Origin of the sequence: Actinomadura sp. 1N219 (genome assembly GCF_044326405.1) — a bacterium.
In the GTDB taxonomy this organism is placed as follows: domain Bacteria; phylum Actinomycetota; class Actinomycetes; order Streptosporangiales; family Streptosporangiaceae; genus Spirillospora.
Window position 1 is genome coordinate 109,911 of the sequence record NZ_JBIRAY010000008.1, and the last position, 13,894, is coordinate 123,804.

The window sequence follows — 13,894 nt, forward strand, 5'->3', positions numbered from 1 at the left end:
CCCCGGCCCCTGCCACTCATCGTGCCCGCGAGGCGACGGTTCGTGACCGATAACGGACAGCGGAACGCGGCCGGAGGCGGCCGCGATCGTCTTGAACTTTCGCCGCGCGGCGGCGTCGCAGGCCCTACCCTGGTCGGTCAGCGCCCGTGAACGATGTGCATCCTGTGGTCAAGCGTTCGATAATCCGTGAACTCACGGTGGTGCGACACGTGCCGATGATGCACAATGAGGGACGCGGACGCCGACTTGGGACGTACGAGGCCGTAGGGGAAGACGAGCCTCGGTACAGATCCAGGAGGTCCGGTGACCGCACGTGGCGTTTTCTACGTCCACTCCGCGCCGCCTGCGCTGAGCCCGCACATCGAGTGGGCCGCCGCAGGTGTTCTCGGTGTGCCCGTTTCCCTTGAGTGGACAGATCAGGCGGCCGCACCGGGGACGCTGCGCGCCGAGCTGCATTGGGAGGGGAGGCCGGGCACCGCCGCCGGCATCACCTCCGCGCTGCGGACGTGGAAGCTGGTGCGCTTCGAGGCCACCGAGGATCCCACGCCGGGCACCGACGGCGTCCGGTTCAGCTTCACCCCGTCCCTTGGGGTGTTCACGGGCGTGATCGGGGCCAGCGGCGACATCATGGTCCCCGAGGACCGGCTGCGCTCCGTCATGGCGAACGCCGCGCACGGCAAGGTCGCCCTGGAGAACGAGCTGGACCGCCTCCTCGGCACCCCGTGGGACAACGAGCTGGAGCCCTTCCGGCGGGCCGGGGACGGCGCTCCCGTCCGCTGGCTGCATGCGGCCGTGTGACGTCCCGGGACAGAACGCGGAATCGGCCCGGCGGGTGGAAACCCGCCGGGCCGTTCGAGAGCCGTCAGAGGACGCGTTCGAACGCGACCGACACGTTGTGGCCGCCGAAGCCGAACGAGTTGCTCAGCGCCGCGGCGGGGCCGTCGGGGAGCTTGCGGGGCTCGTCGCGCGCGATGTCCAGGTCGGCCTCGTCGTCGAGGTCCTCCAGGTTGGCGACGAACGGGACGAGGCCCTCCCGCAGCGCCAGGATCGTGAAGATCGACTCCAGCGCGCCGGCGCCGCCGAGCAGGTGCCCGGTCATCGACTTGGTCGCGGTGACGACGACCTTGGACGCGACCTCCTCGCCGAGGCCCGCCTTGATCGAGGCGAGCTCGGCGACGTCGCCGGCCGGCGTCGAGGTGGCGTGCGCGTTGATGTGGATGATGTCGTCGGCCTCCAGGCCGGCGTCCGCGAGGGCCCGCTGCATCGCCTTGGCCTGCCCGGAGCCGGTCGGCTCGGGCAGCACGATGTCGTACGCGTCGTTGGAGTAACCGGCGCCGGACGCGATCCCGTAGATCCGCGCGCCGCGGGCGCGGGCGTGCTCCTCCGTCTCCAGGATCATCACCGCCGCGCCCTCGCCGAGGACGAACCCGTCGCGGTTCTTGTCGTAGGGGCGCGACGCGCGCTCCGGCTCGTCGTTGCGGGTCGACAGGGCGCGCATGGAGCCGAACGACGCCATCTGCAGCGGATGGATGCACGCCTCGGTGCCGCCGCAGATGATCACGTCGGCGCGGCCCGCGCGGATCATGTCGATGGCGTAGCCGATGGCCTCGCCGCTGGACGCGCACGCGCTGACCAGGGCATGCGAGCCCGCGGTCGCGCCGAACTCGATGCCGACGTGCCCGGACGCGCCGTTCGGCATCAGCATCGGGACGGTGAACGGCGAGACCCGCGCCCAGCCCTTCTCCCGGTAGACGTCGTAACTGTTGAGGGCGGTGTGCAGGCCGCCGATGCCGCTGGACACCACGACGCCGAGCCGGTCGAGGTCCACGTCGAAGCCGCCGTCCACACCGGCCTTGTCCATGCCCTTCTGCGGCTTGCCGCCGCGCGACTGGGCGAACCCGGCGTCCGCCCACGCCTCCCGCGCGGCGATCAGCGCGATCGCCTGGTTGCGGTCGAGGCGGCGCAGCGACTGCCGCGGCAGCGTGTCGGCCGGGTCGGCCTTCAGCGTCGCCGCGAACCGGACCGGCAGGTCCTCGACGCCCTCGAAGGTCAGGGGGCGGACCCCGGACTCTCCGGCGAGCAGGGCGGACCAGGTCGACGGCAGGTCCCCGCCGAGTGGGGTCGTTGCACCGAGACCCGTCACGACGACTCTGGTCTGGCTCTTGCTCATGGCAGGTGCTCCTTGCGGACTGAAAAGGGGGTGGGTGCGGGCACGCCGCCGTCCCGGGTCACCGGAACGGCGGCACGCCCGCCCGCGTCAGCTCTTGGCCGGGGCTTCGTTGCTCTGGACGAAGTTGACGACGTCCTTCACCGTCTTCAGGTTGCGCAGCTCGTCGTCGGGGATCTCGACGCCGAACTGGTCCTGCGCGGCCACGGCGATCTCCACCATCGACAGCGAGTCGATGTCGAGGTCGTCGATGAAGTTCTTCTCCGGGGTCACCTCGGACTTGTCGATGCCGACGATGTCGTCGATGATCTCCGCGAGGCCGTCCAGGATCTGCTGTTCGGTGGCGACTTCTGCCATGATCTGCGTTTCTCCTTCGGTGGGTTGGTCCAGAGCCTGCGAGCAGGCGTGACGGCCTACGGGATCTGGATGACTTGGGCGGCGTAGGACAGCCCGGCGCCGAACCCGACCAGGAGGGCCGGGGCGCCGGACGGCACGTCGCCGCGTTCGATCATGCGGGAGAGGGCCAGCGGGATGGAGGCCCCCGAGGTGTTGCCGGACTGGACGATGTCGTCGGCGACGACGGCGTCCTTGGCCTTCACCTTGCGGGCGATCGCCTCGATGATCCGCAGGTTGGCCTGGTGCGGGACGATGGCGGCGAGGTCCTCCGGGCGGATCCCGGCGCGCTCGCACGCCTCGACCGCGACCGGCGCGATGGCGGTGGTCGCCCACCGGAACACCGCCTGCCCCTCCTGTGTGATGAAGGAGTGCCGGGTCGGGATGATGATCTTGTCGTACTTGTCGCCGGCGCTGCCCCACACGACCGGGCCGATGCCGGGCGAGTCGCTGGCCGCGACGACCGCCGCCCCGGCGCCGTCGGCGAAGATGATGCAGGTGGAGCGGTCGGTCCAGTCGAGCCACTGGGACATCTTCTCCGAGCCGACGACCAGCACGTTGCGGGCGTTGCCGGCCCGGACGGCGGCGCTCGCCGTCGCGAGCGCATAGCAGAATCCGGCGCAGGCGGCGTTGATGTCGAACGCGCCGGGCGCGTCGATGCCGAGCCGGTGCGCGACCTGCGGGGCGTAGCCCGGCATCGGCGACTCCGCCGAGCAGGTGGCGAGGATCACCAGGTCGATGTCGGACGGGGCGAGCCCGCTGCCCGCGAGCGCCTTCCCGCCCGCGTGCGCGCCGAGCTCGACGATGCCCTCGTCGTCCCCGGCGATGCGGCGCTCGGCGATGCCGACGCGGCTGCGGATCCACTCGTCGCTGGTGTCGACGGTCTCCGCGAGTTCTTCGTTGGTGACGATCCGGGCCGGGCGATAGTCGCCGAACGCCAGGATGCGGGCGCCGGCCGCCGCCTCGGGGATGCGGAGCCCGCCGGTCATGACGCGTCCGCCTTGATCAGCTCGCGGGCCTTGTCGAGGTCCGCGGGGGTCTTGAGGGCGACCCGCTCGACGTCCGGCAGCTCGCGGCGGGCGAGGCCGGTCAGCGTCCCGGCGGGCGGCAGCTCGATGATCGCGGTGACGCCGAGGTCGCGCATGGTCGCCATGCACGCGTCCCAGCGGACCGGGGCGCTGACCTGCTCGACGAGCCGCTCGACGAACTCGCGTCCGGCCTTGACGACGGCGCCGTCGCGGTTCTGCAGCAGCCGCGTGGACGGGTCGGCGGTGCGCACGCCGGGCGCGATGCGGCGCAGCACGTCGACGGCGGGCGCCATGTGCTCGGTGTGGAACGCCCCGGCGACCGACAGCGAACGGAGCCGCGCCTTCGCGGGCGGGTCGTCGGCGAACCCGGCGAGGGCCCGGACCGTCCCGGCGGCGACGACCTGGCCCGCGCCGTTGACGTTCGCTGCGGTGAGCCCGTGCTTGTCGATGGAGGCGAGGACCTCGTCGGGGTCGCCGCCGAGCACGGCGGTCATCCCGGTCTCGGTGACGGCGGCGGCCTCGGCCATCGCCCGGCCCCGCTCCCGGACGAGGACCAGCGCCGCCTCGGGGGACAGGACCCCGGCGATCACGCCCGCGGCCAGCTCGCCGACGCTGTGCCCGGCGACCACGGCGGGCGGGCCGTCCTCGGCGTCGTACAGGGCCTCGTAGGCGGCGAGCGCGGCGGCGACCAGCAGCGGCTGCGCCACCGCGGTGTCGCGGATCTCCTCGGCGTCCGCGCTCGTCCCGTAGCGGACCAGGTCGAGCCCGGTCACGGCGGACCACCAGGCCAGGCGGTCGGCGACTCCGGGGATCTCTAGCCAAGGCTGCAGGAAGCCGGGGGTCTGGGCGCCCTGGCCGGGCGATGCGAGGAGAATCACCAGACCAGCCTGACGGCAACGCCCCCCGCTTACGATGCGGATCAGCACGAACTTTGGTCGGACCCCTTTGTACAACCCCTACAAGCCCGTGATTACCAGCGCTTTTGGAAGCGTCCAAGGACGAGCGCGATGCGGAGGGTGAACGCGTTGCGCCCGTCGGTCGGCGCGAGGCCGGTGAGTTCGGACACGCGGCGGAGCCGGTACCGGACGGTGTTGGGGTGGACGAACAGCAGCCGCGCGGTCGCCTCCAGCGACGAGCCCTGTTCGAGGTAGGTCGTCAGGGTGTCCAGGAGCGGGGCGCCCGCGGCGAGCATCGGGTTGTAGACGTTCTCCACCAGGTGGCGGCGCGCGTCGTCGTCGCCGTCCAGGGCCCGCTCGGGCAGCAGCTCGTTCGCCGGGACGGGACGGGGCGCGTCCGGCCATCCGGCGGCGGCGCGCAGCCCCGCGACGGCGGCCTGCGCGGACCGGGTCGAGTCGTACAGGTCGGGGACCTGCGGGCCGACGACGACGGGGCCGGGCCCGCACTTGGCGGCGATCGGGCGGGCCGCGTCCATCGGGTCGGTGTCGCCGCCGACGATGACGATGACGCGGCGCCCCTGCACGCCCGCGAGCACGTCGGCGCGGGCGCGGCGCGCGGCCAGCTGCATCTGGTCGATGGTGACCTCGGGCTCCTCGTCCTCCGGCGTGAACCCGGCGATGACGGTGACGGGCTTGGACGTCCAGCCGAGCGCGGCGGCCCACGAGTGCATGCCGTCGTCGACCTCGCCGCGCAGCACCGCGTTGACGACGAGGGCCTCCAGCCGCGCGTCCCAGGCGGCGCGGGTCTCGGCGGCGCGGGCGTACACCTGCGCGGCGCCGAACGCCACGTCGCGCGTGTAGCGCAGGATCGCCTCGCGGAGCTGGGCCTCGCCGCCGGGCGCGGCCAGCTCGTCCAGCCGGGTCTCCACCACGTCGATGATGACGCGGACCATGTCGATGGTGTGCTGCAGCTTGATGGCGCGCAGCAGCTCGCGGGGCGCGGTGCCGAACACCTCGCCGGCGATGGCCGGACGGGTCTTCTCCTCGTTCTTGAACCATTCGACGAACGCGGCGATGCCCGCCTGCGCGACGAGGCCGATCCAGGAGCGCTGGTCGGCGGGCATGCGCCGGAACCAGGGGAGCTGCTCCTCCATGCGGTTCAGCGCCGCGGTGCCGAACGTTCCCATCGCCTTCTCCAGGCGCTGGGTCGTCTGCTCGCGTATCTCGGCCTCGCTCGCGGTGTCCACCTCCCCAGGGTGCCATTACCCGGAGGTGACCGGCCCATCGCGGTCGCACCTTTCCGTGCGCCGGTCAGCCGGGTGTGACCTCGGCGGGGCGTCCGAGCGCGATGGCGGCGAGGTTGCGGAGCGAGGCGGAGCCGGGCCGGAGGTAGTCGCTGTGGCCGCCGGTTCCCGCGTCGAACACCCGCGCCCCGAACGCCGGCGAGACGGGGTCGGGCCCGAGCCCGAGCCCGAAGACGCGGACGTGGGGGACGTCCTCCATCCAGTCGGTCGTGCCCCGTCCGGCCCAGATCCGTGCGGCTCCGTCCAGTTTCGCGGCCGTCGGCGCGGCGGTGCCGGGGCTGCCGTAGAGGGCGATGTCGGTGACCTGCCGCCAGGCAGCGGTGTCGGGGCCGTCCAGTGCCGTCCGGCCGCACACCACGGAACCGTAGCTGTGGCAGAGCAGCCCGACACTGGCGGACGGATTGACCGCGTGGACGCCCTTCAGGAAGCGCCGAAGCGCCACACCTCCTTCACCCGCGCGCTCATCGGTGAGGACGTCGTTGCTGAACGTCTCCGGCGCCGCATATCCCAGCCATGCCACCACGGCCAACCCCGGCTGGGGCGACCCGGCCCGCCCTTGCGCGTAGAGGGCGTGCGCGCCGCCGCCCGGTGTCGACCATGGCTTGCCGCCGCGCGTGTCGAACGTCGTCAGTGTCGTGTCGGCCCCGGGCACCAGGACGGCGATCCGCCGCGCCCGGGTTAGGTCGCCGATGACCTCGACGGCCCGTCCGTTGCCGCGCGCGTCGAAGTAGAGGAACCGGCGGCCCGGCCGGAGGAACGCGCCGAGGGCCCGCGCCCGGTCGGTGTCGCCGACGTCCTGCGCCGTCGTGAGGGCCCTCTCGATGGACCGGCGCTCCGCCGCGTACCGGACGTCCAGCGTGGAGGGCGCCATGTCGGGGACGGCGACGGGCGGCGCGTAGGGGTCGGCGTGCCCGGTCCCGGCGGTCGTCAGCAGGACCGCCGTGATGGACACGGCGCAGGCCAGGGCTCTCCGGAGCCGTCGGGCGCGCCTCGGGACGATCGTACGTGGCGGCGGCATCGTGGTCTTTCTACCATCCAAGATCGTCTGGGGGCGTCGTGGCGCGTGTCACATCCGGGCGCCGCGCGGGGCCGTTCACGGCGGTGCGCCCCGGCCCCGAGCGCGGCGAGCGCGACGGCGAAGGCGGCCAGCCAGGCGAGCCGTTCGGCGACCCATTCCGGCTGGTCAGGCGCGGTGTGCAGTCCTGGCAGGCTACCGAAGGCGAGCAGTGCCCCGACCGTGACGCCCAGCAACGCGGTCTGGTGCCATAGGAAGATCGTCATGGCGGAGCGGCCGGCCGCGGAGATCGCCGCGCGCACCCGGGCGCGTCGCGTCCAGCGGGTGAGCGGGCCGTGGAGGAGCAGCGCCAGGCCCGTCTGGGCGAGGCCGAAGGACACGGCCGCGAGCGTGGGCGGGCTGAGGTTCGAGACCGCCGCGCCCGGCACGCCGACCATGCTCGCCGGATACCCGGCGAACAGGACAAGCCCGGCGGTCGCCGCCGCGCCACCGCCCAGCAGGACCAGCCCGGCCCGGCGGGAGCGCAGCGCCCCGTCCGCCCAGCCGATGCCGAGGTAGAAGGGCACGAGCCAGCCGGTGAGGACGGTGGCCCAGCCCGTCCAGGCGGGCGCGTCGAGCGCGAAGCGGCCGATGTCGATCACGGCGATCGCGGCGACGAGCAGGGCGGCGCCGTGGAGCCGGAGCCGGGCCCAGACGGCCGCGATCAGGGGAGTCGCCGCCGTGAGCACCACGTAGACGGCGAGGAACCACAGCGGGCTGATCACCAGTTCGATCAATGTGCGGACGCCGTCCGCCGAGAATCCGGCCCATCGGAGGAGGGCCGCGGCCGGGAGCCAGGCGAGGAGCAGGACGGGCAGCGGCCGCGCGAAGCGGGCCAGGCGCCGCCGCAGCCTCGGTGCCCATGGCTGGCCGGGACGGAGTCCTTTCGCTGCGGCATAGCCGCCGACCAGGAAGAACACGGCGAGCGTCTGCAGCACCCAGGAGATGGGTGTGAGATCCGGCATCGTTTTGAGCGGGCTCGTCACGCGGAGGTGCTCTCTGGAGCCGTCCGTGACGAAGGCGGTGACCAGCCAGTGGCCGAGGACGACGCCCAGGATCGCGAAGGCGCGCAGCGCGTCGACGGCCAGGTCACGAGGGGTCTCCTGGGGGACGGCCGCCGGGCGCGGCGCCGTCTCAAGCACGGGTGACCTCCGCGGCGCGGCCGAGGGCGATCAGGGCGAGGTTGTGGAGCGCGCGGGAGCCGGGCTTCAGGTAGGCGCTGTGCGGGCCCGTCCCGGCGTCGAAGCGGAGCGCGCCGAAGCCCGGCGAGACGGGGTCGCGCCCGAACCCCAGACCCGCGAAGCGGACGTTCGGCACGTACCGCGTCCAGTCGCCCTTCGCTCGGCCTGCCCAGACGCGGGCGGACGTCCGGAAGTCCGCGACGTCGTCCGCCGTGGTGCCGGGGCTGCCGAACAGGGCGATCTCGTCCACCGGCAGCGGCGCGAGATGCGGGGCGGCCTTGGCGCAGACCACCGAGCCGTAGCTGTGGCAGAGCAGCGCGAACCGTCCGTGCCCGTTCACATGGTGGACGGCGGTGAGGAGGCGGCGCAGGACGGGCGCGCCCTCCTCGGCCCGTCCGCTCGTCAGGACGCCCGTGCTGAGCGACGACGGCGAGTCGTAGCCGAGCCAGGCGATCACCGCGAGCCGTGCGCCTGGCGCGGCGGCGCGGGCGTGGCGGTAGAGCGCGCGGCTGCCGCCGCCCGCGAACTTGGGGGAGTCGTAGTTGGTGAGCGAGTTGTCCGCGCCGGGCACGACGACGGCGATCCGGTCGGCGCGCCGCAGGTCGCCGATGACCTCGACGACCCGTCCGCGGCCTCGGGGATCGAACGACAGGAACCGCCGTCCGTCGGCCAGGAATGCCGTTAAGGCGCGCGTCCGGTCACTGTCGCGGACGTGCCGCGCGGTCGCCAGCGCGCGTCCGATCTCCCGGTCGACGGCCTGGTGGCGGAGGTCGAGCGTCGCCGCCGAGAGGCCGGGCGCCGGGCCGGGGGCCGCGTACACGTCCGTGTCGCCGGTCGCGGCGGCCGCCGACCCGGCCGCGGACCCGGCCATCGCCAGAACGGACACGACCGCCACGGCCTTGCGAACGCTGGGCATCCGAAACGTCCTCCCTGGTCAGTGGGGTGAAGCACTGACAAGGAAGCTAGAAATCGGAGGCCGTAGCGCGGATCAACCGGCGGTGTGGTCTTCCGGGATGCGACCCAGGTGCCACAGATGCGACCTGGGTATCAGTCGCCCGGACGGACCAGCCCGACCTCGTAGGCGTAGACGATCGCCTGCGGACGGTCCCGGAGTTCGAGCTTCATCAGGATCCGCCCGAAATGCGTCTTGACGGTCTGCTCGGCGACGACGAGCGCGTGCGCGATCTCACCGTTGGACAGGCCGCGCGCCACCAGCGTCAGGACCTCGGTCTCCCGCTCCGTCAGCTCCGCCAGCCGCGTGCGTGACGGCGCCCTCGGCCCGCCGAGCCGGGAGAACTCCGCGATGAGCCGCCGGGTGATCGACGGCGACAGCAGCGCGTCGCCCGCCGCGACGATCCGGACGGCGTCCGCCAGCTCCGTCGCGGACGCGTCCTTCAGCAGGAACCCGCTCGCCCCCGCGCGCAGCGCCTCGTACACGTAGTCGTCCAGGTCGAACGTGGTGAGCATGAGGATCTTCGGGGCGTCCTCGGCGGCGCCCGCGAGGATGCGGCGGGTCGCCTCCAGGCCGTCCATGACCGGCATCCGGACGTCCATCAGCACCACGTCGGGACGCAGTGCGGCGACGCGCCGCAGGCCCTCCTCGCCGTTCACGGCCTCGCCGACGACCTCGATGCCGGGCTGCGCGTTCAGCAGCACGCCGAACCCGGCGCGCACCATGCCCTGGTCGTCGACGATCACGACGCGGATCGTCACGTCCTGTCCCGTGCCTTCTCCGGCAGGTTGGCGGTCACCGCGAATCCTCCGTCCGGTGTGGGCCGGGCGGTCAGCTCGCCGCCGAGCGCGGCGGCCCGCTCCCGCATCCCGACCAGCCCGTGGCCCCCGCCCGGAAGCCCCGGGTCAGGGGTCTGGCCGTCGGCGGGCGGCCCGTTGACGACGCCGAGCCACACTATGCCGTCCGCGCGGGACGCCTCGACCTCCACCTGCGAACCGGGAGCGTGCCGCATCGCGTTGCTCAGCGCCTCCTGCAAGATCCGGTACGCGGTGAGGCCCACGCCCGGCGGGAGCCCGGCGAGGTCGCCGTCCAGCCGCGTCGTCACCCGCAGTCCTGCCGCCCGCGCGTTGCCCACCAGCTCGTCCAGCCGGTCGAGGCCGGGCTGTGGCGCGGTCTCGGCGCCGTCCTCCGAGCGCAGGACGCCGAGGACCCGGCGCAGCTCCGTCAGCGCGTCCAGCGCCGTCGCGCGGATCTCGGCGAGGTCGCGGCGCGTCTCGTCCGGCATCGTGTCGACCTTGTAGGGCGCCGCCTCCGCCTGGATCGCGATCATCGACATGTGGTGGGCGACGACGTCGTGCAGCTCCCGCGCGATCCGCTGCCGCTCGGTCAGCACCGCCTCGGCGTCCTGGTGCCGCCGCTCCTCGAAGGCGAGCCGCAGCCGCTGCTCGGCCAGCTGCCGCCGCGACGTCTGCCGGAGCCGGACCGCGTACCCCACCGCCAGCGGCGGGACGAGCAGTATCGACGCGTTGAGCGCCGTGTCCGCGTCCTTGATCCACACTCCGGCGAACGACAGGACCGCGACGCCGAGCGTGACCTCCCGCGAGCAGCGCACCGCCACCGTGTACACGCAGGCGAGCGCGGTGATCGCGCCCCACGGGACGTACGTCGTGCTCAGCCATCCGCCGACGTCGACCAGCACCGTCCCCAGGAAGCTCCACCGCCACGCGGCGAGCGGATGCAGGTCGCGCAGCACGAACGGCGCCGTCACCGCGAGCGCGATGAACAGCTCGGTCGCGCCGGACATCTCGGCGCCGCGCCGCATCGACTCGTCCGACAGCAGCGAGATCGTCCCGCCGATCATGATGACGGTCAGCGCGAGCCCGAGGACGTTCACCACGACTCCGAACCGCGCCCGCCCGACGCCGATGAACCGCGTCCATCTGAGCAGGAACGGCCAGGGACGGTCGAGCGGCACCGGGTCGGCCCGGCCCGTCACCGCCGCTGCCAGGAGAACGTCCCGCAGGACGTACCGCAGCAGCGTGTTCTCCCCGGCCATGAGCCCAGGCTAGAGAAGACCGGGGCGCACCCGGATGACACCGTGGTGGGACACGTCGTGTCATACCTGGGTACGGTGCGATGCGTGGAGCCCGTCGAAGCCCTGCGCCGTATCGCGTTCCTGCTGGAGCGCGCCCACGAGCCGACCTACCGCGTGCGGGCCTTCCGCACGGCCGCCGACCTCGCCGAGCGGACGTCCCGCGACGACCTCGCGGCCCGCGCCAAGGCGGGCACGCTGACCGCCCTGCCCGGCATCGGCAAGGTCACCGCCCTGGTGATCGAGGAGGCGCTGCGCGGCGAGACCCCCGTCTACCTGCGCCGCCTGGAGGCCACCGAAGGCGAGCCCGTGGACGAGGCCGCCGCCGCCATCCGCGCCGCCCTGAAAGGCGACCTGCACACCCACAGCGACTGGTCGGACGGCGGCTCACCCATCAGGGAAATGGCCGAGACGGCACGCGGCCTAGGCCACGAATACCTCGCCCTCACCGACCATTCCCCGCGCCTGAAGGTCGCCAACGGCCTGTCCGCCGACCGCCTCCGCCGCCAGCTCGACATCGTCGCCGAGCTGAACGAGGACCTCGCGCCGTTCCGCGTCCTGACCGGCATCGAGGTCGACATCCTGGAGGACGGCACCCTCGACCAGGATTCCGATCTCCTCGACCGGCTGGACGTCGTCGTCGCCAGCGTCCACTCCAAGCTCCGCATGGACCGTGTCGCCATGACCAAACGCATGGTCGCGGCCATCGCGAACCCGCGCGTGAACGTCCTCGGCCACTGCACCGGACGGATCGTCAAGGCCGGCGGAAAACGCGGCGGCCTGCGCCCCGAGTCGGAGTTCGACGCCGCCCTCGTCTTCGACGCCTGCGCCGCCTACGACGTCGCCGTCGAGATCAACTCGCGCCCGGAGCGCCTCGACCCGCCGAAACGCCTCCTCCGCCTGGCCGTCGAGGCGGGCTGCCGGTTCGCGATCGACTCCGACGCCCACGCCCCCGGCCAGCTCGACTGGCAGCCCTACGGCTGCGAACGGGCCGCACGCTGCGCCGTCCCCGAGTCCCAGCTCGTCAACGCCCTGCCCGCCGACGACCTCCTCGCCTGGACCCGCGCCCAACTCTGAGGACCCTGGGGGTACCGATGACCGAGATCACGCATCGCTTCGTCCAGTCGGAGAGCGGGCTGCGTATGCACGTCGCCGAGGCGGGGGAGGGGCCGCTCGTGCTGCTCCTGCACGGCTTCCCCGAGTGCTGGTATTCGTGGCGGCACCAGCTCACCGCGCTCGCCGCGGCCGGGTTCCACGCCGTCGCGCCGGACCAGCGCGGCTACGCCCGGACGGGCGGCCCGGCGGAAGTCGCCCAGTACTCGATCCTGCACCTGGCGGGGGACGCCGTCGGCCTGATCTCCGCGCTCGGCGCCGACCGCGCCGTGGTCGCCGGGCACGACTGGGGCGCCCCAGTCGCGTGGGCGGCCGCGCAGATGCGTCCTGACAAGGTGCGCGGCGTGATCGGGATGTCGGTGCCGCACCGCCCGCGCGGCAGCGGCCCGCCGGTCGCGGCCATGCGCCGCCTGTTCGGCGACGGCTTCTACATGGTCCATTTCCAGCGGCCGGACTTCCCCGAGGCCGGTTTCGACCGCGACCGGGTGGTGACGTTCCGCCGCGCCCTGTACGGCCTGTCGGGGGACGCCCCCGCGCCCCTGCTGACCATCCCGGACGGCGGAGATTTCCTCGACACGCTCGCGGAACCGGAGAAACTGCCGGCCTGGCTAACGGAAGAGGACGTCGCGACCTACGTGGACGAGTACGCGTCCAGCGGCTTCACCGGGCCTGTCAACTGGTACCGCAACCTCGACCGCAACTGGGAGCTCACCGCCGCGTGGCACCGCGCGCGGATCGGCCCGCCCGCCCTGTTCATCGCCGGTGACCGTGACGTCACCGCCGTCGGCGCGCGGGATGCGGTCGCCTCGATGAGCGACTTCGTGCCCAACCTCCGCGACACCGTCTGGCTGTCCGGTTGCGGCCACTGGACGCAGCAGGAGCGCCCCGCCGAGGTCAACGACGCCATGATCGCCTTCCTGCGCGGCCTCTGAATGTCGGAGGCGGGGCGTACGGTCACCGCGTGAACCGCACCGACCGCTTGTACGCACTGGTGGAGGAGCTGCGGGCCTGCGCGCCGCGCCGGGTCAGCGCCCGTGAGCTGGCCGCGCGGTACGAGGTCAGCGTCCGCACGATCGAGCGCGACATCGGCGCGCTGCAGCAGGCCGGGGTGCCGATCTTCGCGGACGTGGGCCGGGGCGGCGGCTACACCCTCGACAAGAGCCGCACGCTGCCGCCGCTGAACTTCACGCCCGCCGAGGCCGTGGCCGTCGCGATCACCCTGTCCAGGGCGGGCGGGTCGCCGTACTCCCGGTCCGCCCGCACCGCCCTGCACAAGATCGTCGCCGCGATGTCGGCGGCCGACAGCGCCTCGGCCCGCGAGCTGGCCGAACGCGTCCGGTTCATGACGCCGCCGGACGGGGGCCGGCCCGACCCGGCGCCCACCTCGGTGCCCGCCGTCCTGGAGGAGGCCATGTCCGCCCGCCGCGTCGTCCGGCTCCGCTACGTGGACGCCGACGGCACCGAAACGGAACGCGACGTCGAACCGGCCGCGTTCACCGCGGTCTCACTGCACTGGTACCTGATCGGCTGGTGCCGCCTCCGCGACGGCGCCCGCGTCTTCCGCATCGACCGCGTCCGCCGCGCCGCCCTCCTGGACGAACGGGCCCCCGAACGCGCCTTCGACGAGATGACGCGCCCGCCGACCGACTACATCGTCCGCCCACTAGAACTCGTCTGAGCGTCCGAACACAGGCCCTCCGTCCGGGGCCACCCT

14 protein-coding genes are annotated in these 13,894 nt (G+C 73.2%); 4 read left to right on the forward strand and 10 right to left on the reverse strand.

All coding sequences use genetic code 11. The features are described from left to right. Positions 1-303 precede the first annotated feature (303 nt). Positions 304-798, forward strand: coding sequence for a DUF3145 domain-containing protein (locus ACH35V_RS24115; RefSeq protein WP_131967322.1), 495 nt, complete (start codon positions 304-306; stop codon positions 796-798). 64 nt (positions 799-862) lie between these two features. Here the strand turns inward: ACH35V_RS24115 and ACH35V_RS24120 are convergent, their stop codons facing one another. The 10 genes from ACH35V_RS24120 to ACH35V_RS24165 all read right to left on the reverse strand — a co-directional run bounded on the left by ACH35V_RS24120 (position 863) and on the right by ACH35V_RS24165 (position 11,031). Beyond that, positions 863-2,170: a beta-ketoacyl-[acyl-carrier-protein] synthase family protein gene (locus ACH35V_RS24120; RefSeq protein WP_395975232.1), complete on the reverse strand. Its 1,308-nt coding sequence runs from the start codon at positions 2,168-2,170 to the stop codon at positions 863-865. An 87-nt stretch (positions 2,171-2,257) separates the two neighbouring features. Further along, a complete protein-coding gene (locus ACH35V_RS24125; protein ID WP_131967320.1) occupies positions 2,258-2,524 on the reverse strand; it encodes an acyl carrier protein in 267 nt (88 codons plus the stop codon). A gap of 56 nt (positions 2,525-2,580) precedes the next feature. Next, on the reverse strand, positions 2,581-3,549 hold the full coding sequence (locus ACH35V_RS24130; RefSeq protein ID WP_395975233.1) for a beta-ketoacyl-ACP synthase III: 969 nt from the start codon (positions 3,547-3,549) through the stop codon (positions 2,581-2,583). Next, positions 3,546-4,466, reverse strand: coding sequence for an ACP S-malonyltransferase (locus ACH35V_RS24135; protein WP_395975234.1), 921 nt, complete (start codon positions 4,464-4,466; stop codon positions 3,546-3,548). The genes ACH35V_RS24130 and ACH35V_RS24135 overlap by 4 nt, the downstream gene beginning before the upstream one ends. Positions 4,467-4,558: 92 nt before the next feature. Further along, positions 4,559-5,731 carry a PucR family transcriptional regulator gene (locus ACH35V_RS24140; RefSeq protein ID WP_395975235.1) on the reverse strand — a complete coding sequence of 391 codons (1,173 nt, stop codon included), beginning with the start codon at positions 5,729-5,731 and terminating at the stop codon, positions 4,559-4,561. A 64-nt stretch (positions 5,732-5,795) separates the two neighbouring features. Further along, a complete protein-coding gene (locus ACH35V_RS24145) occupies positions 5,796-6,740 on the reverse strand; it encodes an alpha/beta hydrolase (RefSeq protein ID WP_395975236.1) in 945 nt (314 codons plus the stop codon). Continuing rightward, entirely contained in the window at positions 6,716-7,984 is a 1,269-nt protein-coding gene (locus ACH35V_RS24150) for an acyltransferase (RefSeq protein WP_395975237.1), read from the reverse strand. Before ACH35V_RS24150 ends, ACH35V_RS24145 begins: the two co-directional genes overlap by 25 nt. Continuing rightward, positions 7,977-8,939, reverse strand: coding sequence for an alpha/beta hydrolase (locus ACH35V_RS24155; protein WP_395975238.1), 963 nt, complete (start codon positions 8,937-8,939; stop codon positions 7,977-7,979). The genes ACH35V_RS24150 and ACH35V_RS24155 overlap by 8 nt, the downstream gene beginning before the upstream one ends. 131 nt (positions 8,940-9,070) lie before the next feature. Then, complete coding sequence (locus tag ACH35V_RS24160) at positions 9,071-9,736, reverse strand: response regulator (RefSeq protein ID WP_395975239.1); 666 nt, start codon at positions 9,734-9,736, stop codon at positions 9,071-9,073. After that, positions 9,733-11,031 carry a sensor histidine kinase gene (locus tag ACH35V_RS24165; protein WP_395975240.1) on the reverse strand — a complete coding sequence of 433 codons (1,299 nt, stop codon included), beginning with the start codon at positions 11,029-11,031 and terminating at the stop codon, positions 9,733-9,735. Before ACH35V_RS24165 ends, ACH35V_RS24160 begins: the two co-directional genes overlap by 4 nt. An 84-nt stretch (positions 11,032-11,115) precedes the next feature. Here ACH35V_RS24165 and ACH35V_RS24170 point away from each other — a divergent pair, with 84 nt between their 5' ends. The 3 genes from ACH35V_RS24170 to ACH35V_RS24180 are packed head-to-tail and all read left to right on the forward strand — an operon-like array spanning position 11,116 to position 13,858. Then, complete coding sequence (locus tag ACH35V_RS24170) at positions 11,116-12,144, forward strand: PHP domain-containing protein (RefSeq protein WP_395975241.1); 1,029 nt, start codon at positions 11,116-11,118, stop codon at positions 12,142-12,144. Between the two features lie 17 nt (positions 12,145-12,161). After that, complete coding sequence (locus tag ACH35V_RS24175) at positions 12,162-13,112, forward strand: alpha/beta fold hydrolase (RefSeq protein WP_395975242.1); 951 nt, start codon at positions 12,162-12,164, stop codon at positions 13,110-13,112. A gap of 29 nt (positions 13,113-13,141) precedes the next feature. Beyond that, entirely contained in the window at positions 13,142-13,858 is a 717-nt protein-coding gene (locus tag ACH35V_RS24180; RefSeq protein WP_395975243.1) for a helix-turn-helix transcriptional regulator, read from the forward strand. Positions 13,859-13,894: the final 36 nt, after the last annotated feature.

Bases quoted from the DNA above. Each gene is read 5' to 3' on its own strand.
- ACH35V_RS24120 (WP_395975232.1), bottom strand. From the start codon at position 2,170: ATGAGCAAGAGCCAGACCAGAGTCGTCGTGACGGGTCTCGGTGCAACG.
- ACH35V_RS24125 (WP_131967320.1), bottom strand. From the start codon at position 2,524: ATGGCAGAAGTCGCCACCGAACAGCAGATCCTGGACGGCCTCGCGGAG.
- ACH35V_RS24130 (WP_395975233.1), bottom strand. From the start codon at position 3,549: ATGACCGGCGGGCTCCGCATCCCCGAGGCGGCGGCCGGCGCCCGCATC.
- ACH35V_RS24155 (WP_395975238.1), bottom strand. From the start codon at position 8,939: ATGCCCAGCGTTCGCAAGGCCGTGGCGGTCGTGTCCGTTCTGGCGATG.
- ACH35V_RS24165 (WP_395975240.1), bottom strand. From the start codon at position 11,031: ATGGCCGGGGAGAACACGCTGCTGCGGTACGTCCTGCGGGACGTTCTC.
- ACH35V_RS24175 (WP_395975242.1), top strand. From the start codon at position 12,162: ATGACCGAGATCACGCATCGCTTCGTCCAGTCGGAGAGCGGGCTGCGT.